Below are 24,357 nucleotides of genomic sequence, written 5' to 3' on the forward strand. Positions count from 1 at the left end.
CCACTACCTCAGCCGTTGGGGCCCACGGTGGCAACGATGGTGACTTGCTTGTTATCCGGTATTTCCTGATACGCCAGAACATGCAAATTCGGTACAGCCAGGCGGCCGAAGCGCGACAGCATGGCACGGATCGGGCCGGCGACCAGGAGAATGGCCGGTTGGCCTTGCATCTCCTGGCGCTGGGCCGCTTCGATCAACGAACGCTGCAGCTTTTCGGCCATGCTCGGTTCCAGGAGAACACCGTCTTCCTGACCTTGCCCGGCCCTTTGCAGACTATTGAGCAAAATCTGTTCCAACCTTGGCTCAAGGGTGATCACAGGCAGCTCGGACTCAACGCCGACAATGCTTTGCACGATGGCGCGACACAATCCGACGCGCACTGCCGCCACCAACGCGGCGGTATCTTGACTCTTGCCGGCATTGTTGGCGATCGCCTCGGCAATGCTGCGGATGTCTCGCACCGGCACTTGCTCGGCGAGCAACGCTTGCAGGACCTTGAGCAGCCCCGACAAGGAAATGACACCTGGCACCAGTTCTTCTGCAAGTTTAGGCGAAGCCTTGCCCAGCACCTGCAGCAGTTGCTGCACCTCTTCGTGGCCGATCAGCTCGTGGCAGTGCTTCTGCAGGATCTGGTTGAGGTGAGTGGCGACCACGGTACTGGCATCGACCACGGTGTAGCCAAGCGACTGCGCCTGGGCCCGCTGGCCGATGTCGACCCACACCGCTTCCAGGCCGAATGCCGGGTCGCGTGCGGCAATGCCGTTGAGGGTGCCGAACACTTGGCCTGGGTTGATCGCCAGTTCGCGGTCCGGGTAGATCTCGGCCTCGGCCAGGATCACGCCCATCAGCGTCAGGCGATAGGCGCTGGGTTGCAGGTCCAGGTTGTCGCGGATGTGCACGGTGGGCATGAGGAAGCCCAGGTCCTGGGAAAGCTTCTTGCGCACGCCCTTGATGCGCGCCAGCAGCTGGCCACCCTGGTTGCGGTCGACCAGCGGGATCAGCCGGTAGCCGACCTCCAGGCCGATCATGTCAATCGGCGTCACATCGTCCCAGCCGAGTTCCTTGGTATCCAGCGCGCGCTGCGGCGAAGGCAGCAGGTCCTGCTGGCGCTGCACTTCCTGCAGTGCCTCGGCCTTGGCCTTCTGCTGCTTCTTCCACACCAGGTAGGCGCCACCCGCGGCCAGCAGGCCGAGGCTGAGGAAGGCGACGTGCGGCATGCCCGGCACCAACCCCATGACGATCATCAAACCCGCCGACACCGCCAGCGCTTTTGGCGAATCGAACATCTGCCGGTTGATCAGCTTGCCCATGTCCTCGGAGCCCGAGGCACGGGTGACCATGATCGCGGCGGCGGTGGACAACAGCAGTGATGGCAATTGCGCCACCAAACCGTCACCAATGGTCAACAGGGCGTAGACCTTGCCGGCATCGCTGAACGACATGTTGTGCTGCAGCATGCCGATCAGCATGCCGCCAATCAGGTTGATGAACAGGATCAGCAGGCCGGCGATGGCGTCGCCACGGACGAACTTGCTGGCACCGTCCATCGAACCGTAGAACTCGGCTTCCTGGGCCACTTCGGCGCGGCGCGCCTTGGCCTGGGCCTGGTCGATCAGGCCGGCGTTGAGGTCGGCGTCGATGGCCATCTGCTTGCCGGGCATGGCGTCGAGGGTGAAGCGCGCGCTCACCTCGGAAATACGCCCGGCGCCCTTGGTCACAACCACGAAGTTGATGATCATGAGGATGGCGAACACCACCGCACCCACCACGTAGTTACCGCCGATCACCACCTCGCCGAAGGCCTGGATCACCTTACCGGCGGCGCCATGCCCCTCCTGGCCGTGGAGCATGACCACCCGCGTGGAGGCGACGTTCAGCGCCAGGCGCAGCAGCGTGGCGACCAGCAGGATGGTGGGGAACGCGGCGAAGTCGAGCGGGCGCAGGGCGTAGACGCAGACCAGCAGGACCACGATCGACAGGGCGATGTTGAAGGTGAAGAACACGTCGAGCAGGAACGGCGGTATCGGCAACATCATCATTGCCAACATCACCAGCAGCAACAGCGGCACACCGAGGTTGCCCCGGCCGAGACCGGCCAGGTTGGTGCGTGCGTTGTTGATTAACTGAGTGCGATCCACCGCGATTCCTCTTCATGCAAAACTTTGACGCCCAAGGGGCGCTTGGGCGTGGCTCTGCAAGAAGCTTTCCAACTTTGATTTTTTATTGCCAGCACTGGCCTCTTCGCGGGCAAGTCAACTGTCGCGGCGCAAATCCGGCGGAATCGGCAAATCTTCTTTCAACGGCTCCGGCCGCTTGCCCTTGCCCGACCGGTACTGCCGGATCTGGAACACATACGCCAGCACCTGCGCCACTGCCAGGTACAGCCCCGCCGGGATCTCCTGCTCGATTTCAGTGGAGTAATAGATCGCCCGCGCCAGTGCCGGCGACTCAAGAATCTGCACCTTGTGCTCCACCCCGATCTCGCGAATCTTCAAGGCAATGAAATCCGTACCCTTGGCCAGCAGCAACGGCGCCACCCCACCCTTTTCCGGGTCGTACTGCAGGGCCACCGCGTAGTGCGTCGGGTTGGTGATGATCACATCCGCCTCGGGCACCGCAGCCATCATGCGTCGCTGCGACGCCTCGCGCTGCAACTGGCGAATGCGCTGCTTGACCTCGGGCTTACCTTCGCTGTCCTTGTACTCGTCCTTGACCTCCTGCTTGGTCATCTTCAGCTTCTTGTGCGTCTGATACAGCTGGAACGGCACATCCGCCGCCGCAATGATCAACAGCCCGGCAGCCATCCACAGCGCGCTCCACCCCACCACCTGCACGCTGTGGATGATCGCCTGCTCCAGCGGCTCGTTGGCGATGGCCAGCAGCGCCTGGCGGTCGTTGCTGAGCACCACCATCGCCACGATCAGGATCATCAGGAATTTGGCCATTGCCTTGAGCAGCTCGGTCAGCGCGTTCAGCGAGAACATGCGCTTGATCCCCGACAAGGGGTTCATGCGGCTGAATTTCGGCTGCAGCAGGCTACCCGAGAAGATGAACCCGCCCAGGGCGATGGGCGAGATCAGGGCGATGAAGAACAGCAGCACCAGAATCGGCTGCGCCGCCCAGATGGCCATCTTGCCCGACGCCAGCAGAAACATGCCCATCGAACGCTCATCCGTGAGCACCTCACGCGACAGCGAGAAGTTCATGCGCATCAGGGTCATCAACGTTTCAGCCAGGTGCCCACCGAAGGCCAGCAAGGCCCCCGCACCGGCCAAGGTCACCGCCACCGTGTTCAGCTCCTTGGAGCGGGCGATCTCACCTTTTTCGCGCGCGGTGCGCTTGCGTTTGTCGGTGGGGTCTTCTGTCTTGTCCTGACCGCTCTCGCTCTCAGCCATGCTCAGCGCGCCCTCGCCAATTCACGCAGCCATTGCAGCGCTTCGCTGGCCAATGCCTGGTAATGGGACAGAATATCGGCCAGGCCGACCCAGAAGATGCCGATACCCAGCACCAGCGTCAGCGGAAAGCCGATCGAGAAGATGTTCAGTTGCGGCGCGGCACGGGTCATCACGCCAAAGGCAATGTTGACCACCAGCAGCGCGGCGATCGCCGGCAGGATCAACAGCAACCCGGCACCGAACACCCAGCTCAGGCGCCCGGCCATTTCCCAGAAGTGGTCGACCACCAGCGCATGGCCCACGGGCAAGGTGGTAAAGCTCTCGGTCAGCACCTCGAACACCACCAGATGGCCATTCATCACCAGGAACAGCACGCTTACCAGCATGGTCATGAACTGGCTGACCACCGCCACATTGACGCCGTTGGCCGGGTCGACCATGGAGGCGAAGGCCATGCCCATCTGCACCGCGACGATTTGCCCGGCGATGACGAAGGCCTGGAACAGCAACTGCAACGAGAACCCGAACAACGCCCCGACTATGATCTGCTCGCCGCACAGCATCAAGCCGCGCAGGCTCAAGGGGTCGAACTCGGGCAAAGGCGGCAGCGCGGGTACGATCACCACGGTGATAGCCACCGCCACGTAAAGGCGGATACGCGCCGGCAACATGCGAGTGCCGAAGATCGGCATGGTCATCAGCACTGCGGTCACGCGAAACAGCGGCAGCATGAAGGTGGCGACCCAAGTGCCGATCTGCGCGTCGGTCAGCTCCAGCATGGCCGCTTCAACCGATCAACTGCGGGATGCTGGTGTACAGGCCGGTGATGTACTCCATGAACTTCTGCACCAGCCACGGCCCGGCAACGATCAGGGTCACCAGCATCACCAGCAGGCGCGGCAGGAAGCTCAAGGTCTGTTCGTTGATCTGCGTGGCGGCCTGGAACATCGCCACCACCAGGCCGATCAACAGGCTCGGCACCACCAGCACAGCCACCATCAGGGTGGTCAGCCAGAGCGCATCGCGGAACAGGTCGACGGCAACTTCAGGGGTCATGCAACGCTCTCCTTGGCGGCGTCAGACGCCGCCGAAACTGCCGGCCAGGGTGCCCATGATCAGCGCCCAACCATCGACCAGGACAAACAACATGATCTTGAACGGCAGCGAGATGATCAACGGCGACAGCATCATCATCCCCATGGCCATCAGCACACTGGCGACCACCATGTCGATGATCAGGAATGGGATGAAGATCATGAAGCCGATCTGGAACGCGGTCTTGAGCTCCGAGGTGACGAACGCCGGCACCAGAATGGTCAGCGGCACCTGGTCGGGCCCGGCGATGTCGGTGCGCTTGGACAAGCGCATGAACAGGTCAAGGTCGCTTTGCCGGGTTTGCGCCAGCATGAAGTCCTTGAGCGGCCCCTGCGCTTTGTCGATGGCTTGCTGGGCGGTCATCTGCTCTTTCAGGTACGGCTGCACGGCGTCCTGGTTCACCCGGTCGAATACCGGCGCCATGATGAACAGGGTAAGGAACAGCGCCATGCCGGTCAGCACCTGGTTCGACGGCGTCTGCTGCAGGCCCAGGGCTTGGCGCAAGATCGAGAAGACGATGATGATGCGGGTGAAGCTGGTCATCAGGATGACGAACGCTGGAATGAAGCTCAGCGCCGTCATGATCATCAGGATCTGCAGGCTGACCGAATACTCCTGCTGCCCGTCCGGCCCATTGGACAGGGTAATGGCCGGGATCGACAGCGGGTCGGCGGCCAGCGCCAGTGGCGCGGCGAGCAGCAGCGCGATGGGCAGCAAGGTGCTCAACAGGGTGCGCAAGGCGCGACTCATCACTTCTTGTCCTTCTGATCCTTGCCCATCAGCTCCATCAGCCGCTGAGCGAATTCCGGCGTCGCCTGGCGGGCGCTGGCGGGCACGTGCACGGGCTCGGCCATGACATGCAGGGCCTCGATGCTGCCGGGGGTATGGCCGATGAGAATCTGCTCGTTGCCGACCTGCACCAGCAGCAGCCGGTCACGCGGGCCAAGGGCACGGCTGCCGACGATCTCGATTACCTGCCCCCCCTTGGGCGCTGCGCCTTGCATGCGGCGCAGCAGCCAGGCGAGGAAGAAGATCAGGCCGACCACCAGCAGCAAGCCCAACACCATCTGCGCCAGCTGCCCACCCAGGCTGCCGGGCGCAGCGGCCGTAGGCGTGGCGGGCATGGCCGGGGCGGCAGCGGCGATCACCACTTCACTGGCAAGCAGCGTGGCCAGGGCCGTGATGGCCCGCATCGTGCCCTTCACTCAGCGCAGCTTCTTGATACGTTCGCTGGGGCTGATCACGTCGGTCAGGCGGATGCCGAACTTCTCGTTGACCACGACCACTTCGCCGTGGGCGATCAGCGTGCCGTTGACCAGCACGTCGAGCGGTTCGCCGGCCAGGCGATCAAGTTCGATCACCGACCCCTGGTTGAGCTGCAACAGGTTGCGGATGTTGATTTCGGTGCTGCCGACTTCCATGGAGATGTTCACCGGAATATCCAGGATCACGTCCAGGTTCGGCCCTTCGAGGCTGACGTTTTCCTTGGGCCGGGGTGAGCTGGCGAACTCTTCCATCGCCAGCCTGCCGGCGCCGGAATTGCCGCTGTCGCCACCGAGCAGCGCATCGATGTCCGCTTGGCCGGCATCACCGGTTTCTTCCAGCGCCGCGGCCCATTCGTCGGCCAGGGCCTGGTCTTCTGGGGAGGTGATCTCGTTTTCGTTAGCCATGATGTCCTCGACAGGCATTCAATTCGTAGTGAGCGACCGGCACGCCGTCAGCGGCGTTCGATCGGGTCGATGATCTGCAGCGCCAGGTTGCCCTTGTGCGAGCCCAGGCGCGCCTTGAATGACGGTACGCCGTTGGCGCGCAGTACCAGGTGCTCGGGCAGCTCCACCGGGATCACGTCACCGGGCTGCATGTGCAGCACATCGCGCAGCTTCAGCTGGCGGCGGGCAACCGTGGCGCTCAGCGGGACGGAGACGTCCAGTACGTCTTCGCGCAGGGCCTTGACCCAGCGCTCGTCCTGGTCGTCCAGGTCGGACTGGAAACCGGCATCGAGCATTTCGCGCACCGGCTCGATCATCGAGTACGGCATGGTCACGTGCAGGTCGCCACCGCCGCCGTCCAGTTCGATGTGGAAGGTCGACACCACCACCGCCTCGCTCGGCCCGACGATGTTGGCCATGGCCGGGTTGACCTCGGAGTTCATGTACTCGAAGTTGACCGGCATGATCGCCTGCCAGGCTTCCTTGAGGTCGACGAAACACTGGTCCAGCACCATGCGCACCACGCGCAGCTCGGTCGGGGTGAACTCGCGGCCTTCGATCTTGGCGTGACGGCCGTCACCGCCGAAGAAGTTGTCCACCAGCTTGAACACCAGCTTGGCGTCGAGGATGAACAGCGACGTGCCGCGCAGCGGCTTGATCTTGACCAGGTTGAGGCTGGTCGGCACGTACAGCGAATGCACGTACTCGCCGAACTTCATCACCTGCACGCCACCGACCGCCACGTCCGCAGAGCGGCGCAGCAGGTTGAACATGCTGATGCGGGTATAGCGGGCGAAGCGCTCGTTGATCATTTCCAGGGTCGGCATGCGACCGCGCACGATCCGATCCTGGCTGGTCAGGTCATAGCTCTTGATGCTGCCGGGCTCGGCAGCGCTCTCGGTCTGTACCAGCCCATCATCGACGCCGTGCAACAGGGCATCGATCTCATCCTGGGACAGCAGGTCCTGTACGGCCATTGCGGACTCCTACTGCAATACGAAATTGGTGAACAGCAGCTGGTCGACTACCGGCTTGCCGACTTCCTTCTGCGCCACTTCCTGCACCACCGCGGTGGCTTTCTGACGCAGCATCTCCTGGCCTACCGGGCTGCCGGCCAGGGTGTCGAAGCCCTGCCCGGAGAACATCATCACCAGGTTGTTGCGGATCACCGGCATGTGCACCTTGAGGGCATCCAGGTCAGCCTGGTTGCGGCCCTGCAGGGTGATGCTCACCTGCATGTAGCGCTGGCGGCCGTTCTGGTTGAAGTTGACCACGAAGGCCGGGGCCAGGGGCTCATACAGCGCCGCCGGCTTGACGTTGGCCGCCGCCGGGTCGGTCGCCGGGGCTGGCTCGCTCTTGTGCATGAAGAACCAGGTAGCGCCCACCGACAGGCCGACCGCCAGCAGCAGGGCCAGCACCAACAGCAGGATCAGCTTGAGTTTGCCTTTAGTGGCGGGGTCTTTCACTGCGTCGCTCTTCGCCATGCCAATAATCCGTCGTCCATCGGGGTTTCAAAGGAGGATGACGTGGCTTGAGCAAGTGTTATGCCAGATTGCGTGTTTTGCCTGCAGCGGCCCTATCGCCGGCAAGCCGGCTCCCACCAATATCCCGCATAGCCAGAGCGCATCGCTCTACCTGTGGGCGACGGCTTGCCGGCGATGGAGCCATGACAGCCAGCAGGCAATCACGCGTAGAAATCGACCGCACTGTCGCCGATGACCACCTGCTGCTCGACCGGCCGGGAGGCATCGGCCAGCTCACCCTGCTCGGCCCCAGCGCCATTCTGCGCCCGCCGCGCGGCCACCCCGGACAGCTGCGAGCCATCCTGCTGCGCTTGCTGCTGCTGCCCGCGTGACTGGTCCGCCACGTTGACGTCCGGCTGCGCCAGGCCCTGCTGGGCGAACAGCTCGCGCAAACGATGCACCTGGCTATCCAGCGCATCACGCACACCGGCGTGGCCACTGATGAACGTCACCTGGGTGGACTGGTCCGCCGCCACGTTGACGCGGATGTCCAGGCGCCCGAGCTCGGCCGGCTCCAGCTGGATATCCGCCGACTTGAGGTTCTGGCTGGACAGGTACATGACCCGATTGACCAGGCCCTCGGTCCAGGCGTTCTGATTCATCGGCAGCGGCTGGTGCAGCGGGCTGCTGCTCACCGGCACGGCATTGGCGGTCTTGGCCGTGGCGGCCTGGGTCAGGCTGGCCAGGCGGTTGGCGAAATCGTCGACACGGGTATCGCTGCTCGCGCTCTTGGTGTCTTTCAGGCCGTCTTCGAGCAAGGCGCCAAAGGCCTTGTCGCCGGTCTCGGACTGCCCCGCCTCGGCTTCGACCTTGTCCATCAGGGTCGCCAACGGATTGACGGCGGGCTGGCCATCGTCGGCCTGAGGCTTGGCGGCATCGGCGGCATGGGCCGAGGTCGTGCCTTTGGCCTGGGCGCTTTGCTCAAGGGCCAGGCGCAGGGCTGGCAAATGGGCCAGCGGGTCGGCGTCGGGATCGAAGGCCTCGGCTGCCGGGTCTTCCGGCAATTGCTCGGTGATGGGCGCTGGCGGCAACTGAACCGCGGCCTGCAGCACCGGCGCCACCGTTTCGGCCTGGGCCTGCAGCAACTGCGCGCCCGGCTGCGCATCGGTGACCTGGCCGGCGACCAGGTTGGCGTCCAGCGAGCTCGAATCGCTGCCCGCGGCCGCATCGGCACTGGCTTGCGCCTTATCGTCTGCTGGCAATTTGTTGCCGTCATCGGCAACCGCCGGTTTGTCGGCAGCGTCTTTCTTGCCGCCCGGGGCGGCGTCGGGTTTGTCTTTCGGCTTGGCCTGGGCAACCTTGTCGTCGCGTGCCGGTACCTTGTCACGGCCCTGCTTGGCCATCACCTGATCGAAGCCGCCGCCCTGCCCGCCTGCCGCCTGCAGCGGCTTGTCCACCAGGGTGGAACCTGCGCGCGACGGCTTGGTCAGGGCGTTGGCTTGCAACAAAGGGTTGGGTGCGACAGGCATTGAAGGGTCTCCGCGCCAGAAACAAAAATATCGTCTGGGCACAGACAGGCAAAAGTCGCGCCAACTACACGGCCTAGCCTGCGGAAACCCGCTCGCGCTCACCCCGGTAGAATCGCTGCACCTCCAGGTACTCCTGGTCGATGCGATTGATCAGGTCTTCGATGCCATACAGCGGCCGCTCCTTGACCCGCTCTTCGAGCTGATGGCACAGCTGCGCAAGGCCCACAGCACCCATGTTGCTGCTGCTACCCTTGAAGCTGTGCGCGGCCATGCCGAGCTCATCGGCGTTACGGGCGCCGTGCAACTGGCTCAGGCGCCGCTCGGAGTCTTCCAGAAAGGTTTCCAGCAGCTGCAGGTAGCCATCTTCCATGACCTCCTGCAGGTCACTGAGCACCTTGTGGTCAATATGCATGTCAGTCACTTGCTCACTCCTTGATCAAGCCGGATTATGCCTCAGCCGCCAAACCGCTCACCAGGCGACTTACCAGTCGAACTGCACCCAGGCGCAACGGCCGCCTTCACGCCAGCCGGCGCTGCTGCCAAGGCGTCGCACCAGGTTCAACCCGCGGCCGCTCAAGCCGTCTTCGCGAGAAGGTCGCGACAGCACCTGCTGCACATCGAACCCGGCCCCGCTGTCGCGGACCTCGATGATCAGACGCCCACCGGCGGCCAGCGGTTCCACTTTCAGGTCAATTCGGACAAATCCTTCAACCAATGCAGCCAGACGCCTACCGCGCTCCTGATAGTAGTCGGCAAACCCGTGCACATCACGCTTGAGCCGCGAATCCAGGCCCAGCACACCGTGCTCCAGGGCGTTGGAATACAGCTCGCTGAGCACGCTGTGCAGGGCACCGGTTCGCGGCCGCAAGCCATGGATCTCCTGCAACAACTGCACCAGGTAGGGCACCGGATTGAAGCGTTTGAGGCTTTCGCCGTTCAACGCGAACCCCAGCGACCAGTCCAGTGGGCTGGAGCGCCCACTGTCAGAATAGATGGTCGGCGCCGGCACCCGCTCCTCGGCGGTGAACATGCGAATGTCGCACAGGCTGATGTCATCCCGGGGCCGCCCGCCAAAGCGCTCCAGGGCCTTCATCACTTCATCGAACAGGTGCACCGGCTCACGGTTGGCGGCCAGCACCGCACGCAAGCGTTCGACGCCAAACAGGCATTCCTGCTCGTCCGCCGTGTCCACCACGCCATCGGACAGCAGCAACAGCCGCTCGCCTGCCGCCAGTGGCAGTACTTCGGTACTGTCGTCGAAGCGCTCCGGGGGCAGTATGCCCAGCGGCAGGTGGCGCGAGGGGAGGCTCGACAGCACTTCGCCGTCCGCCGACAGCCGGTAGCCGTCGGGCATGCCGCCGTTCCATATCTCCACGGTGCCACGCTGCACGCTCAGGCTGAGCAGTTGTGCGCAGCAGAACATGTCCACCGGCAGAATGCGCTTGAGCTTGGCATTCATCTCACGCAGCATCTGCGCCAGGCCGTAGCCCTTGGCCGTCATGCCGTAGAACACTTCCGCCAGGGGCATGGCACCGACGGCGGCAGGCAGCCCATGCCCGGTAAAGTCGCCGAGCAGCACGTGCATGTTGCCTGCCGGGGTGAATGCCGCCAACAGCAAGTCGCCGTTGAACAGCGCATAGGGCGATTGCAGATAACGAATATTGGGCGCCGTGATGCAGCCGGAATGGGCGACCTTGTCGAACACCGCCTTGGCCACGCGCTGCTCGGTGAGCAGGTGATGGTGATGCCGGGTAATCAAGTCGCGCTGCTCCAGCACGGTGGCCTGCAGCCGGCGCAAACGGTCCATGGCGCGGATCTTGGCAGCGAGAATCACCGCACTGTAGGGCTTGGCCATGAAGTCGTCACCGCCCGCCTCAAGGCAGCGCACCAGGGCCTCCTCTTCGTTCAGCGAGGTGAGGAAGATAATCGGCACCAGCGCCTCGCCGGCCAGGGCCTTGATCCGGCGCGCCGCTTCAAAACCGTCCATCACCGGCATCAAGGCATCGAGCAGGACCAGTTGCGGGCGTTTTTCGGCAAACAGCGCCACCGCCTGTTCGCCGTTTTCCGCAGTGTACACATGATGGCCCTGGCGCCGGACGATTTGCGCCAGCAACAGGCGGTCGGTAGCCCCATCCTCGGCAACCAGCACGGTGAGCGGCTGTTCAGCCGGCATCTGGGCGCTCAACTGATATCGAACAGTTTTTCGAAATTGGAGATCGCCAGGATCTTGCGCACGTCGGAACTGGCATGCACCACGCGCACATCCGAGTCGTCGCCGCCGGCGTGGTCACGCAGCAGCAGCAACATGCCGAGCGCCGAACTGTCCAGGTAGGTGGTGTCTTTCAGGTCGACGACCACCGAGTCGGGCCTGGCCGCCTGGCGTTCGTAGGCATCGCGAAACTCCTGATGCTTGCCGAAATCGAAGCGCCCCTTGACCTTGATCGTGAGCTTTTTCCCGTCCTGCGAAAAATCAGTTTCGACTGCCATGCTAGCGATTCCTTCGATGATGGCGAATGCAACTCTTCAAGGTTTAGCAGGCGGCGCAAAGAGTCGCAAATCGTGGTTACAGATGCCCCTGCCGTGGCAAGCGCTGCGACAACTCATCCAGCAAGCGCTGCTCGCGCTTGTCTTCCGCCCGCCGCGCCTCGTCCATGTAGCGCTGCACCAGCTTGCGCAGCCCCTCCACCCGGGCATAGGCCTGCTGCCAGGTGCCACGGGCATTCTTCAGGTTGTTCTGGTGCCAGGTCAGGCTTTGGCGCTGCTGGGTCATGGCGGTTTCCAGTTGCGCCAGGAAACGCTGATAGTTGAGCAGCCAGCTGCCGTTCACGCCCTGGCCACCCCGGCTGATCCACTGCGCCTGGTAACCCTCACGAAACGACTCCAGCTCCGCAAGCTTGGCCTGAGCCTGCGCCGCCAACTGCTGAAAATGCCCTACGCGCTGAGCCGCCTTGCGCTCGGCCTCCTCGGCCATGTTCACCACGGGTGCAAGGCGCGCGGCACGGCTGGGCATGCTCATGGTTTATCCGCCGTTCGCCGGAGGCATGAAGATCGACCCCAGCTGTTGACGGCTCTGGCCCATGCCGACATTTTCGTCCAGCCCCTGGCGCAGGAAATCCACCAGCTTGGGCTGCAGGGCAATGGCCAGGTCGGTTTCCGGATCACCACCGGCCACATAAGCACCGACGCTGATCAGGTCGCGGCTCTGCGACAGGCGCGACCACAACTGCTTGAACTTCTGCGCCTGGCGCAGGTGGTCGGCGTCAACCACTTGCGGCATGACCCGGCTGATCGAGGCCTCGATGTCGATGGCTGGGTAATGGCCTTCCTCGGCCAACCGGCGGGACAACACAAAATGGCCGTCGAGCACGCCGCGCGCCGAGTCGGCGATCGGGTCCTGCTGGTCGTCGCCTTCGGACAGCACCGTATAAAACGCAGTGATCGAGCCACCGCCCGGCTCACCGTTGCCGGCCCGCTCCACCAGCTTGGGCAGCTTGGCGAACACCGACGGCGGATAGCCACGGGTGGCCGGCGGCTCACCGATGGCCAGGGCGATTTCACGCTGGGCTTGGGCAAAACGGGTCAGCGAGTCCATCAGCAGCAGGACGTTCTTGCCCTTGTCGCGGAAGTATTCGGCAATGCGCGTGCAATACATGGCGGCACGCAAACGCATCAGCGGCGCGTCGTCGGCCGGCGATGCGACCACGACGGAGCGTTTCAGGCCCTCTTCACCGAGGATGTGCTCGATGAATTCCTTTACCTCGCGCCCCCGCTCGCCGATCAGGCCGACCACGATGATTTCGGCTTCGGTGAAGCGGGTCATCATGCCCAGCAGCACCGACTTACCCACGCCGGTACCGGCAAACAGGCCCAGGCGCTGGCCGCGACCGACGGTAAGCAGGCCATTGATACTGCGGATGCCGACATCCAGCGGCTGGCTGATCGGGTCACGGTTGAGCGGGTTGATGATCGGGCCATCCATCGGCACCCAATCCTCGGCCTTCATCCCGCCCTTGCCATCCAGCGCGCGGCCGGCGCCGTCCAGCACCCGGCCAAGCATGCTCATGCCCATCGGCAGGCGGCCGCTGTCGTCCAGCGGCACTACCCGTGCGCCTGGAGCAATACCGGCGATGCTGCCGACCGGCATGAGGAACACCTTGGTGCCGGAGAAGCCCATCACCTCGGCTTCGACCTGCACCGGGTGGTAGCTGTCGTCGTTGATCACCAGGCAGCGCCCGCCCACGGCCGCGCGCAGGCCTTCGGCCTCCAGGGTCAGGCCGACCATGCGCAGCAGGCGGCCTTCGACCACCGGCTGCACCGGCAGCTCGATCGCCTCGGCATAACTGCCCAGGCGCTTGCCGAAGCTGGTGCGGTCAAGGCGCATCGGCGGCGCCCAGTTCGATGGACAGATCCGGCGCTGACGGGTGCAGGGACTGGTCGTGCAACTGGTCGAACAGCTGGGCCACGGCCTTTTCGATCCGGGTTTCCATGGTCGCGTCGATGCGGCTGTGCGCGGTCTCGATGCGGCAACCGCCCGGCAACAGGGCGTCATCCTCGAGCAGCTTCCAGTTTTCCTCATGGCGCTCGCGCAACGCCTTGGCCAACTCGAAATCCTGCGGATTGAGGTGAATGCGGATGTTGTCTGCGCCCATCGGCAGCAGCTTCAAGGCTTCGCGCAGCACCTGGGTAATCTGGCTGGAATCGCCGTGCAGTTCGCGGCCGATGACCTGTCGGGCCATGTGCGCGACCAGGTGCACGAGGGTTTTTTCGATCTGCGTGTCCTGCTCGGCGATCGGCTCAAGCAGGTGCGCCATCAGCTGCTCCAGATCGGCCAGCCTGGCGTTGAGCGCTTCCTCGGCTTCCTGGCGCACCTTCAGCTGGGTGCTGTGAAAGCCTTCGCGCTCGCCGGTGGCGAAGCCTTCGTTATAGGCCTCCTGGCGGATCGCCTCGAGCTCTTCGAGGGTCAGCGGCTGGACTTCTTCCAGCGGTACTTCCTCGACTTCTTCCTCGATGATCTCGGGTTCAGGTTCGGGCACCAACTCCGGCTCGGGGTCGAAGCTGGGCAATGCCCACACATCGACGCCTTCCAGGTCACGGGCACGAATCAGGTCGCTGGGGTGATGTTCTTTGCTGGACATGTTCTCAGGTACTCAGAACCCTGTTCGATAGGGCGACGGACTTGCCAGCCCCCACAGGGGGGGCCAGCAGCGCTCGGAGGGGCTGCCCCTTAGATCATTTCCTCGGCGCCCTTGCCACCGAGCACGATCTCGCCGGCCTCGGCCATGCGTCGAGCGATGGTGAGGATTTCCTTCTGCGCCGTTTCCACGTCACTGACGCGCACCGGGCCCTTGGCCTCGAGGTCGTCGCGCAGCAGTTCCGAAGCACGCTTGGACATGTTCTTGAAGATCTTGTCCTTGACCCGCTCGTCGGCGCCCTTGAGCGACACCACCAGCACGTCGGAGGACACTTCGCGCAGCAGCGCCTGGATGCCGCGATCGTCGACGTCGGCCAGGTTGTTGAAGACGAACATCAGGTCTTCGATCTGCTCCGACAGGTCGTTGTCGATTTCGCGGATCGAGTCCATCAGTGCACCTTCCACGGAGCTGTCGAGGAAGTTCATGATGTCGGCAGCGCGCTTGATGCCGCCCAAGGTGGTGCGCGCGGCATTGGAGTTGCCCGAGAACTGCTTCTCGAGGATCTGGTTCAGCTCCTTCAGCGCCGCTGGCTGCACGGTGTTGAGCGAGGACACGCGCAGGATGATGTCCAGGCGCACCTTGTGGTCGAAGTTGCTCAGCACTTCGCCGGCCTGGTCGGGGTCCAGGTAGGCAACCACGATGGCCTGGATCTGCGGGTGCTCGAAGCGGATCACGTCAGCCACGGCACGCGGCTCCATCCACTTGAGGCTGTCCAGGCCGCTGGTATTGCCACCGAGCAGGATGCGGTCGATCAGGCCGTTGGCCTTGTCTTCGCCGAGGGCCTGGTTGAGCATCTTGCGGATATAACCGTCGGAGCCCACGCCCAGGCTGGTCTGGTCGCCGACGATCTCGACGAACTCGCTCATCACCTGCTGTACCTGCTCGCGGTGCACGGTGCCCATTTGCGCCATCGCCACGCCGACCCGCTGCACTTCCTTCGGGCCCATGTGGCGCAGCACCTGGGCAGCGTCGGTCTCACCCAGCGAGAGCAGGAGGATCGCCGCCTTGTCGGTGCGGCTCAGCTTGGCGGTAACGGCTCGGTTGTCACTCATCGGCGTTGATCCACTCTTTCACGACCTGGGCCACACGGCCCGGGTCTTCGGCCACCAGGCCTTTGATTGCGTTCAGCTGTGCCTCGTAACCCTCGCTCGGGCTTGGCAACAGAATGCTTGTCGGGCCACCCAGGCTGACGCGGTCGTTGGCCAATTCGCCATCCAGACCGATCATGCCCCCCAGCTCCATGTCGCTGTCCGTCGCAGCAGCTTGCTTGCCGCCGCCAGTGATGTTGTTGAGTACCGGGCGCAGCACACCGAACACCAGCACCAGGATGAACACCACGCCCAGCACCTGCTTGACGATGTCCCAGAACCACGGCTGCTGGTAGAACGCGATGTCGGCGATCTCTTCGCCACGGTCGGCGGCGAACGGCACGTTGATCACCGTCACGCTGTCGCCACGGCTGGCATCGAAGCCCACCGCGTCCTGCACCAGGCGAGTGAAGCGCGCCAGGTCTTCGGCGCCCCATGGCGCACGCGTGGCCTCACCACTGGCATCGAGCTTGACCTGGTCATCGACCACCACTGCCACCGACAGGCGGGTCAGACGGCCCTGCTGCTGGCGGGTGTGGCTGATCGAGCGGTCCAGTTCGAAGTTCTTGGTGGTTTGCAGACGCTTGTCGGCCGGGTATGGCGCGAGCATCGGCTGGCCGGTGGCCGGGTCCATGATCTGCTGGCCGTTGGCATCCACCAGCGGCTGGCCTGGCTGGATGGCGCCGGCGGCTGGCGCTCCGGCAGTGGCGTTTTCCGGCGCGGAGGCACCCGAGGGCGGCTGGTTGCTCAGCGCCCCTGGCACACCCTGCGGGCCCGAGCTGCTGGCACGTTGTTCGTTGACCGACTGCTCGCTGCGCAGTGCCGGCTGGTCCGGGTTGAACTGCTCGGAGGTGGATTCCACCGCACTGAAGTCCAGGTCGGCGGACACTTCAGCCTTGTAGCGGTCGTTGCCCAGCACCGGCTGCAGGATGTTGTGCACACGCTGGGTGAGCAGGCTCTCCATGCGGCGGCTGTAGTCGAACTGCTTGCCAGCCATGGTCAGCGCGGTGTCCTGCAGCTGCTCGGAGAGCAGGTTGCCCTTCTGGTCGACCACGGTGACCTGCGACTTGTCCAGCTCGGGCACACTGGTGGCAACCAGGTTGACGATGGCCATTACCTGGCCGGCTTCCAGAGCGCGGCCCGGGTACAGCTCGACCAGTACCGAAGCGCTTGGCTTGCGCTCGTCACGCACGAACACCGAGCTTTTCGGGATCGCCAGGTGCACGCGTGCGGCCTTGACGTTGTTCAAGCTGGAGACGGTACGGGCCAACTCGCCTTCGAGGCTACGGCGATAACGGGTGGCTTCCATGAACTGGCTGGTGCCCAGGCCCTGCTCCTTGTCGAGCAGCTCGAAGCCGACATTGCCGTCGCTTGGCGCCACCCCGGCCGCTGCCAGTTTCAGGCGCGCACGGGAGAGGTCGTCGGCCTTGACCAGCAGCGCACCGGAGTTGGGCTCGACATTGTAGGGGATGTCGGCAGCGGCCAGGGTGTCCATGACCTGCTTGGTGTCCATGCCCGCCAGGCTGCCGTACAGCGGCCGGTAATCGGGCTGCTGCGACCACAACACCACGGCAAAGCCGATCGCCACGCTGGCTGCCAGACCGACCAACAGGCCGACCTGACGCAGCATGGGCATCTGCGAGATGTTTTCCAGGAACGACATGCCGAACAGCGGCGGCTTGGACGCTGGCGGGCCGCTCTTGGCGGGGGCGTTTTCGACGACTGCTTCAGCCATGACTTACTTCCGTCCTCAAACCGGCATCTGCATGATGTCTTGGTACGCCTGGACCAGCTTGTTGCGTACCTGGGTCAGCGCCTGCATGGACACACTGGCTTTTTGCGAGGCGATCATCACGTCGGTCAGGTCAACACCGCTCTTGCCGATCTCGAAGGCATTGGCGAGCTGGGTCGACGCCTGCTGGGTTTCATGCACCTTGCCGATGGCCTGGCCGAGCATGTCGGCAAAGCTGCTTTGGCCCGGCGCCAGTTCAGGCGCAGCAGTGGCTTTGGGCAACGACATGGCATCGGCCTGCATGGCCCGCATGTCCAGCATCAGACGATTGAATTCAACACCTTGGCTCATGACCTTCTCTCTCCGGCGGCCGCATTTTTTTGACACTCATGCGGCGGATAGCCCAGAACTAGCAACAAGAGTGCCAGCCCGCCCCATTCACCTTTAATTTGCGTGATCAGCCGAACAGGCTGGCTTCCACATCAAGCCCCGCATCGCGCATCTGGGCCAGTTTGTAGCGCAGGGTTCGCGGGCTGATACCCAGCCGCTCGGCAGCCTCCTTGCGGCGGCCGCGCTCGGCGCGCAGGGTGTCGATGATCATCTGGAACTCGTGGCGGCGCATGTCATCACCCAGGCCGCCAGCGTCGGCTGCCTCCTCAACGGCGACGGGCGAAGCGGGGGCTTTGGCTACCGCCGACAAGGGAATGGCGCCTGCCAGACAGAAATCCGCCGCCTCGATCACCCCGCCCTGCTGCAGGATCAGCGCGCGCTGCAAGGCGTTATCCAGCTCGCGCACGTTGCCCGGCCAGGCATACGCCTGCAGGCAGGCCTGCGCCGCCGGGGAAAGGCGCACCGGTGCATGCTTCATTTTCGCCACGTGCCGTGCCAGCAAGCGCTCGGCCAGCGGCAGGATATCGCCACTGCGCTCGCGCAACGGCTGCCAGGCCAAGGGGAATACCGAAAGGCGGTAGTACAGGTCTTCGCGGAAGCGCCCAGCCGCCACCTCGCCCGCCATGTCTCGGTTACTGGTGGCCAGCACACGGATATCCAGGGCGATCGGCTTGCGCCCACCGACGCGCTCCACTTCGCGCTCCTGCAGCACGCGCAACAGTTTGGCCTGCAGGCCTAGGGGCATTTCGGAAATTTCGTCGAGCAGCAGCGTGCCGCCTTCAGCCTGCTCGAACTTGCCGGCCTGGGCGGCGATGGCACCGGTGAAGGCGCCTTTTTCGTGACCGAACAACGTGGCCTCAAGCATGTTGTCGGGGATGGCCGCGCAGTTGATCGCCACAAAGGGCTGCGCGGCCCGCGGCGACTGCTGGTGGATGTAGCGCGCGAGGACTTCCTTGCCGGTGCCCGACTCCCCCGAGATGAGCACGGTCGAGTCGCTGCGCGCAACGCGCGCGGCCAGCTCCAGCAATTGCCGGCTGGCGGGCACACGGGCCACCGGCCCCTCGTCCTCGGCCGCGCCCAGGCGCCCCACGGCATGCCGCTCGACCAGGCTGAGCAGGGCCTTGGGCTCGAACGGCTTGACCAGGTAATCAGCAGCACCTTGGCGCATGGCCTCCACGGCGCGCTCCACAGCCGCGTGAGCGGTCATCAGCAACACCGGCAGTTGCGGGTGGTGGCGGCGCAACTGCGCCAACAACTGGTGCCCATCCATCCCCGGCATGTTCACATCACTGACCACCAGGCTGTATGCCTCGCTTTCCACTGCCTGAAGCGCCTCTTCGGCACTGCCCACGGCACAGTAGGCAAAGCCACCGATTTCCAGGGTATCGCCCAGCGCCTGGCGCAATACGCGATCATCCTCGACCAGCAACACCTTGACGGCCATTACACGGCCTCCGCGGGCTGCCCGACGATCAACGGCAGCCCCACCGTTACACAAGTGCCGCGCCCCACTTTCGAACGCAACTGCAGCGTGCCCTGGTGCGCACGCACCACCGCCTTGACCACCGCCAGGCCCAGGCCCGTGCCAGTAGCCTTGGTGGTCAGGAACGGCTCACCCAGACGGCCCAGCAGGTCAGCGTCGATGCCACTGCCGGCGTCGCTGACACTCAGGTGCAGGGTGTGCCCACGACGGAACAGGTGCACCTTGAGCCGGGCAGCGCCATCACTGGCCTGCAGGGCATTCTCGATCAGGTTGAGCAAGGCACCGACCAAGGTGTCGCGGTTGCACAGCAGCTCACCGAGGTGACTGTCGCACTGCCAGCGCACGGCATGCCCCTGCACGTGCGGCTGGGCAGCTTGCTGCAAGGCCTGGAACAGGCCCTTGGGGGTCAGCCGGTCACCCAGCGGCAGCTCGCCGCGGGCGAACACCAGCATGTCGCGCACCTGGTGCTCCAGTTCGTGCAAACGCTCCTTGAGGCTGCCGGCAAAGCGCTGGCGGGTCTCTGGCGCCAGCTCGCGCTCGGCATCGGCCAGGTGGCTGGCATAGAGCATGGCCGCCGACAACGGCGTGCGGATCTGATGGGCCAGCGAGGCGACCATGCGCCCCAGCGACGACAGGCGCTCATGCCGGGCCAGCTGGTCTTGCAGGCGACGGGTTTCGGTCAGGTCGTTGAGCAGCACCAGCTGGCCAGGCTCGGCATCCAGCGAACGGGTGGCAATCGACAGGCGCCGGCCATCGCGCAGCGAAACCTCATGGCCGTCATCCTTGCGCGGGGCGAAGCAGCGGGCAATCACCTGGCGCCACAATTGGCCAAGCAATGGCTCGCCGAGCAGCTCGCAGGCCGCCGGGTTGGCCTCGCGCACCAGGCCCTGGTCATCGATCACGATCACGCCGCCGGGCAGCAGGTCGAGCAGGTTCTGCAGGCGGTTGGCCAGGCGCTCCTTTTCGTTGAGCTCGGCCATGCGCTGCGCACCGACCACCGCCAGCTCGCCCTTGAGCTCGCTGACGCGCGCTTCGAGCATGCTGTAGGACTGGTTGAGCTGCGTGGAAACCTGGTTGAACAGGGCAAATGCCTGCTCCAGCCCCTGTCGACTCTCCTGTTCGACCGGGGTACGCCCCTGCGGATCAGGGGCTCGGGAAAAGTGGGCGGCCTGGGGCATCGTGCTCTCTCGCGTGGCTGACCGTCATAAAAACGGTGTGGTGCCAGCGGTGTAGCAATAGCCGTGCCGGGGATAGGGGATTTATGATGCCGGCACCGGCCTCATCGTCGGCAAGCCGGCTCCCACAGCCACTGCACTGGCTCGAAAGGAATGCAGTTTCTGTGGGAGCCGGCTTGCCGGCGATGAGGGGCGGGCCTGCCTGGCGTCAGTCTTCCGCCTGCTCCTCACCACCCTGACGGCTCATGCCGTACTTGCGCATCTTCTCCACCAGCGTGGTACGGCGGATACGCAAACGTTCAGCCGCCCGCGCCACGATACCGTTGGCATCGTCCAGCGCTTGCTGGATCAAACCCTGCTCCAGGCTGCCGAGGTAGTCCTTGAGGTCCAGGCCTTCAGGCGGCAGCATGGCGTGGCTGGAGAAGTTCGGCGCGTGGCCGTTGATCGCCACACGCTCTTCGAGGTCGCTGCGCAGGCTGTCGACCAGCTGCTCGTCCTCGTCGTCGATGTAGCGGAATTTCTTCGGCAGCTCCGACACGCCAATCACCCCGTACGGGTGCATGATGGCCATGCGCTCGACCAGGTTGGCCAGCTCGCGCACGTTGCCCGGCCAGCCATGCCGGCACAGCGACATGATCGCGGCGGAGTTGAAGCGGATCGAACCGCGTTTTTCGTGCTCCATGCGCGAAATCAGCTCGTTCATCAGCAGCGGGATGTCTTCCACGCGCTCACGCAACGGCGCCATCTCGATCGGGAACACGTTCAGGCGGTAATACAGGTCTTCGCGGAAGGTGCCGTCCTCGATCATGCTCTCGAGGTTCTTGTGCGTCGCGGCGATGATGCGCACGTCGATGCTCTGGGTCTTGTTGCTGCCCACGCGCTCAAAGGTGCGCTCCTGCAGCACGCGCAGCAGCTTGACCTGCATCGGCAGCGGCATGTCGCCGATCTCGTCGAGGAACAAGGTACCGCCGTTGGCCAGCTCGAAACGCCCGGCACGGCTGGTAATGGCGCCGGTGAAAGCCCCCTTCTCGTGACCGAACAATTCGCTTTCAAGCAACTCGGCCGGGATCGCCCCGCAGTTGACCGGAACAAATGGCGCTTCGCGGCGCTTGGAGTGGTAGTGCAGGTTGCGCGCCACCACTTCCTTGCCGGTGCCGGACTCGCCGAGGATCAGCACGCTGGCGTCGGTGTCGGCCACCTGCTGCATCATCTGCCGCACATGCTGGATGGCACGGCTGGTGCCGACCAGGCTGCGGAACAGGTTGGGTTCGCGCTGGCGACCGCGCTCACGAGCCTGGTCGTACATCTCGCGGTAGACCTGGGCACGGTGCAGCGAATCGAGCAGCTGGCTGTAGCTCGGCGGCATCTCGAGGTTGGACAGCACGCGACGGCGCAGCTCTTCCGGGTAATCCGCGGAAGAAATTTCGCCGATCAGCAACACCGGAAGGAACTCATCCCATCCGGCCACTGTCTTAAGCAACCCAAGCACGTTGCCTGGCGCATTTACGGTTCCGATCAGCACGCAGAGTACTTCGCGGCTCGAAGACAACGACTCCACCACCTGCTGCCAATCCTGGCTGGAGCAGGGCAGGTTTTCTTCGCCGAGAAAGTTCAGAACCACCGCCAGATCGCGGCGGCGGGCGCTGTCGTCATCGATCAGGAGAATCTTGGTTTCACGCCACATGCAATAGCAACTTCCCTAGTCATATCGGCGCCCGAAGGCGTGCTCGACATCATTCTGACTGAATGGTCAGTGGTCGGACGTCTGAAATACGAAAACAGCCACTAGTAAAGTCAAAAAAACACATACAGTCAAATTAATGGCGCACGACTTTTAGGACATCTGTGGTCACGTGAACAGATGGTATACCTTGGCGGCGTTTTTCGCCTGACGGATTTGCATCATCTCGTCGACTACTGATTGACGTTCACCACTTGCAACATCGATTAGTTGCCGGTAAACGTCCAGCAACTGCTCCAGGCTATCACGCACATCCGCCTCCTGGCCCTGTGCCTCGGTGAGCACATCATTGATGCGCAGGCGGCATTCCAGGTCCAGTTCACCCACAGCATCCCAGTCGCGGCTGGCCAATGCGGCCAGCAGCAACTGGCGCGTCTGTTCGATACGGGTGATTACATCGCTCATGGCATCCTCCTTGTTCAGGGGGCCGGCGACTGGTCGCCGATCGCGTCCCAACCTTCCTTCACGGTGATCAGCAGGCGCGCGACTTCATCGATGATGGCCGGGTCGCTTTTCACGTTGGCCTCAATCAGGCGTCGGCTCATGTAGGTGTACAGGCTGTCCAGCTCGGCCAGGCTGTCGGCGTGGTTTTCCAGGTCGAGGCCTTCGCGCAGGCCGCCGATGATATCGATGGCCTTGCCGATCAAGATGCCCCGCTGGGCAACGTCCTTGCGCGCGATGGCGCCCTTGGCCTGAGCCATGCGATCAAGACCGCCCTGCATGAGCATCTGTACCAGACGGTGCGGGCTGGCCTCGGAGGTCTGGGCCACGCCATTGACTTTCTGGTACTGCCGAAGGGCCAACATCGGGTTCATGGATCTACCTCGTTGCAGCGAAAAAGGTTGCTTGTACCCTGTGTATCGCCGGCCCGTCAAAAAACTTTAGGGCCAAAACAAAAAGCCCGGCGCGTCGCATGGACGCAGCCGGGCTTTTGTCACTCAGGGCCGATCAGGAGTTCTTGGCCTGGGCGTTGAGCGCATCGAAGACCGATTTGATCTGGTCAGCCTGGGCATTGAGCTTGGCGACCATGGTGTCCATCGCCACGTACTTCTTGGTCAGCGACTCGGTCAGTGCCTCGGTACGACGATCCAGGGCCAGCTGCTGGTCCGACAGGTTCTTCGCCACCTTGTCGAGGTTGGCCTTGCGCGTGGCCAGGCTGCCGTCAGTGGCGTTGTAAGGGTCGATGGCCTTGTTCATGCGCTCGATGATGCCATTGCTGCCGGTGAACAGCTCCTGCACCTGCGAACCCAGCTTCTTGTCATTCATCGCCGAGGTGAACTTGGTGGCGTTGAATTCCAGGGTGCCGTCCTTGGTGGTGTTGATACCCAGCTGGCTCAGGGTGGTCAACTGGTCACCCGAACCTACCTCGGACAGCACCTTGCGAATATCGTTGACCAGCGAGCGAGTAGTCGGGTCGTTGCTCAGCGGGCCGAGCGAGAGGTTGTCATCCTCGTCACGGGTGCTGGTGGTCAGGGCGGTAATGGTCTTCTGCAGCGTGTTGTAGGCATCGACGAACGCCTGGACGTTTTTCTTCAGGCCGTCGTTGTCCTGGGCAACCGTCACGCTGGTCGGCGTGCCGGTGGTGCCGGACTTGGTGCTGACACCCGTCAGCTCAAGGGTGATGCCACTGATCGCATCGCTGATGGTGTTCTTGCTGTTTTTTACCGTCAAACCATCGATGGTCAGCTCGCTGTCCTGCGCGATGGCGGTGATGAAACCTGCGCCGGTATCGCTCATCTTCTCCGTGCCGTCGATTTCCAGCTCGGGAATGCCACTGACCTTGAGGTCGGTGTTTGCACCGGTGGTGGTCGAGCTGAGCACCAGGCGCGCACCACCCTCGCCGTTGACGATGTTGGCGGAGATACCCTGGACGCTCAGTTCCTTGTTGATCTGGTCGCGCACGGTCTGCAGCGTGGAGCCACCGGCCACGTCGATTTCGTAAGTGTTGCCGTTCTGCTCGATGGTCATCTTGCCTGCGGTAATCGCAGACGCAGCACCAGCGTCCAACGGGGCACTGGCAACCTTGGAGCCCGTGGCCAGCTGATTGACCACGATATCGTAGCTGCCCGCCACGGCGGTGTTGCTGGCAGTCACCTTGACTACTGCCTCATTGGCGGACTTCGCCGAATAGGCGTTGAACGCAGGGGCAGTCGTATCGTTGAGCTTCTTCATGGCGTCCTGGAACGCCGTGAGGGCACTGCGCAGCGAGCCCACACCCGAAATCATCGCGCTGTTGTTGCTGGTCTGCCGGGTGATCTGCGCCTTTTTGGCCGCAGTGTCGGCATTGACCAATGCGCTGACCATGTCGGTGATATTCAGACCTGTACCTTGGCCGATACTAGATACCAGTGTGCTCGCCATACAG

The 24,357-nt window shown here is 63.8% G+C and carries 25 protein-coding genes; all 25 read right to left on the reverse strand.

All coding sequences use genetic code 11. The features are described 5' to 3' along the window. Positions 1-8 precede the first annotated feature (8 nt). Positions 9-2,138 carry a flagellar biosynthesis protein FlhA gene (gene flhA / locus ACIPIJ_RS00605; RefSeq protein WP_401071752.1) on the reverse strand — a complete coding sequence of 710 codons (2,130 nt, stop codon included), beginning with the start codon at positions 2,136-2,138 and terminating at the stop codon, positions 9-11. A gap of 114 nt (positions 2,139-2,252) precedes the next feature. Then, on the reverse strand, positions 2,253-3,395 hold the full coding sequence (gene flhB / locus ACIPIJ_RS00610; RefSeq protein ID WP_401071754.1) for a flagellar biosynthesis protein FlhB: 1,143 nt from the start codon (positions 3,393-3,395) through the stop codon (positions 2,253-2,255). Between the two features lie 2 nt (positions 3,396-3,397). Further along, a complete protein-coding gene (fliR, locus tag ACIPIJ_RS00615) occupies positions 3,398-4,174 on the reverse strand; it encodes a flagellar biosynthetic protein FliR (RefSeq protein ID WP_401071756.1) in 777 nt (258 codons plus the stop codon). Between the two features lie 7 nt (positions 4,175-4,181). Continuing rightward, positions 4,182-4,451: a flagellar biosynthesis protein FliQ gene (gene fliQ, locus ACIPIJ_RS00620; RefSeq protein ID WP_401071758.1), complete on the reverse strand. Its 270-nt coding sequence runs from the start codon at positions 4,449-4,451 to the stop codon at positions 4,182-4,184. 21 nt (positions 4,452-4,472) lie between these two features. Next, positions 4,473-5,240, reverse strand: a complete 768-nt coding sequence (gene fliP / locus ACIPIJ_RS00625; protein ID WP_401071760.1) for a flagellar type III secretion system pore protein FliP — start codon at positions 5,238-5,240, stop codon at positions 4,473-4,475. Beyond that, a complete protein-coding gene (gene fliO, locus ACIPIJ_RS00630) occupies positions 5,240-5,683 on the reverse strand; it encodes a flagellar biosynthetic protein FliO (protein ID WP_401071762.1) in 444 nt (147 codons plus the stop codon). The genes fliP and fliO overlap by 1 nt, the downstream gene beginning before the upstream one ends. Before the next feature lie 12 nt (positions 5,684-5,695). Next, positions 5,696-6,160, reverse strand: a complete 465-nt coding sequence (fliN, locus tag ACIPIJ_RS00635) for a flagellar motor switch protein FliN (RefSeq protein ID WP_401071764.1) — start codon at positions 6,158-6,160, stop codon at positions 5,696-5,698. A 47-nt stretch (positions 6,161-6,207) separates the two neighbouring features. Beyond that, positions 6,208-7,176 (reverse strand): flagellar motor switch protein FliM, encoded by a 969-nt coding sequence (gene fliM, locus ACIPIJ_RS00640; protein WP_054900051.1) that lies wholly within the window; start codon positions 7,174-7,176, stop codon positions 6,208-6,210. A gap of 9 nt (positions 7,177-7,185) precedes the next feature. Next, positions 7,186-7,683 (reverse strand): flagellar basal body-associated protein FliL, encoded by a 498-nt coding sequence (fliL, locus tag ACIPIJ_RS00645; protein ID WP_401071766.1) that lies wholly within the window; start codon positions 7,681-7,683, stop codon positions 7,186-7,188. A 200-nt stretch (positions 7,684-7,883) separates the two neighbouring features. After that, positions 7,884-9,191, reverse strand: a complete 1,308-nt coding sequence (locus ACIPIJ_RS00650) for a flagellar hook-length control protein FliK (RefSeq protein WP_401071768.1) — start codon at positions 9,189-9,191, stop codon at positions 7,884-7,886. Between the two features lie 73 nt (positions 9,192-9,264). Next, positions 9,265-9,612, reverse strand: a complete 348-nt coding sequence (locus ACIPIJ_RS00655) for an Hpt domain-containing protein (protein ID WP_401071770.1) — start codon at positions 9,610-9,612, stop codon at positions 9,265-9,267. A gap of 60 nt (positions 9,613-9,672) precedes the next feature. Next, positions 9,673-11,364, reverse strand: a complete 1,692-nt coding sequence (locus tag ACIPIJ_RS00660; protein WP_401071772.1) for a SpoIIE family protein phosphatase — start codon at positions 11,362-11,364, stop codon at positions 9,673-9,675. An 8-nt stretch (positions 11,365-11,372) separates the two neighbouring features. After that, positions 11,373-11,678 (reverse strand): STAS domain-containing protein, encoded by a 306-nt coding sequence (locus ACIPIJ_RS00665; protein WP_401071774.1) that lies wholly within the window; start codon positions 11,676-11,678, stop codon positions 11,373-11,375. A 76-nt stretch (positions 11,679-11,754) separates the two neighbouring features. Then, positions 11,755-12,207: a flagellar export protein FliJ gene (gene fliJ, locus ACIPIJ_RS00670; RefSeq protein WP_401071776.1), complete on the reverse strand. Its 453-nt coding sequence runs from the start codon at positions 12,205-12,207 to the stop codon at positions 11,755-11,757. Between the two features lie 3 nt (positions 12,208-12,210). After that, on the reverse strand, positions 12,211-13,572 hold the full coding sequence (gene fliI / locus ACIPIJ_RS00675) for a flagellar protein export ATPase FliI (RefSeq protein WP_401071778.1): 1,362 nt from the start codon (positions 13,570-13,572) through the stop codon (positions 12,211-12,213). Beyond that, on the reverse strand, positions 13,562-14,326 hold the full coding sequence (gene fliH / locus ACIPIJ_RS00680) for a flagellar assembly protein FliH (protein WP_401071780.1): 765 nt from the start codon (positions 14,324-14,326) through the stop codon (positions 13,562-13,564). The genes fliI and fliH overlap by 11 nt, the downstream gene beginning before the upstream one ends. A gap of 89 nt (positions 14,327-14,415) precedes the next feature. Next, complete coding sequence (fliG, locus tag ACIPIJ_RS00685; protein WP_401071782.1) at positions 14,416-15,435, reverse strand: flagellar motor switch protein FliG; 1,020 nt, start codon at positions 15,433-15,435, stop codon at positions 14,416-14,418. Further along, entirely contained in the window at positions 15,428-17,206 is a 1,779-nt protein-coding gene (fliF, locus tag ACIPIJ_RS00690) for a flagellar basal-body MS-ring/collar protein FliF (protein ID WP_401071784.1), read from the reverse strand. The genes fliG and fliF overlap by 8 nt, the downstream gene beginning before the upstream one ends. A 15-nt stretch (positions 17,207-17,221) precedes the next feature. Beyond that, entirely contained in the window at positions 17,222-17,554 is a 333-nt protein-coding gene (gene fliE / locus ACIPIJ_RS00695; RefSeq protein WP_346613980.1) for a flagellar hook-basal body complex protein FliE, read from the reverse strand. A gap of 106 nt (positions 17,555-17,660) precedes the next feature. Then, on the reverse strand, positions 17,661-19,037 hold the full coding sequence (locus ACIPIJ_RS00700; RefSeq protein ID WP_401071786.1) for a sigma-54-dependent transcriptional regulator: 1,377 nt from the start codon (positions 19,035-19,037) through the stop codon (positions 17,661-17,663). Next, complete coding sequence (locus tag ACIPIJ_RS00705; protein ID WP_401071788.1) at positions 19,037-20,254, reverse strand: sensor histidine kinase; 1,218 nt, start codon at positions 20,252-20,254, stop codon at positions 19,037-19,039. Before ACIPIJ_RS00705 ends, ACIPIJ_RS00700 begins: the two co-directional genes overlap by 1 nt. A gap of 205 nt (positions 20,255-20,459) precedes the next feature. Then, a complete protein-coding gene (gene fleQ / locus ACIPIJ_RS00710) occupies positions 20,460-21,935 on the reverse strand; it encodes a transcriptional regulator FleQ (RefSeq protein ID WP_401071790.1) in 1,476 nt (491 codons plus the stop codon). Between the two features lie 165 nt (positions 21,936-22,100). Continuing rightward, entirely contained in the window at positions 22,101-22,397 is a 297-nt protein-coding gene (gene fliT / locus ACIPIJ_RS00715; RefSeq protein ID WP_401071792.1) for a flagellar protein FliT, read from the reverse strand. Between the two features lie 14 nt (positions 22,398-22,411). Beyond that, positions 22,412-22,807, reverse strand: a complete 396-nt coding sequence (fliS, locus tag ACIPIJ_RS00720; protein ID WP_401071794.1) for a flagellar export chaperone FliS — start codon at positions 22,805-22,807, stop codon at positions 22,412-22,414. Positions 22,808-22,940: 133 nt separating this feature from the next. After that, positions 22,941-24,353, reverse strand: coding sequence for a flagellar filament capping protein FliD (gene fliD, locus ACIPIJ_RS00725; protein ID WP_401071796.1), 1,413 nt, complete (start codon positions 24,351-24,353; stop codon positions 22,941-22,943). Between the last annotated feature and the right edge of the window lie 4 nt (positions 24,354-24,357).

Origin of the sequence: Pseudomonas sp. NPDC087185 (assembly GCF_044744955.1) — a bacterium.
In the GTDB taxonomy this organism is placed as follows: Bacteria; Pseudomonadota; Gammaproteobacteria; order Pseudomonadales; family Pseudomonadaceae; genus Aquipseudomonas.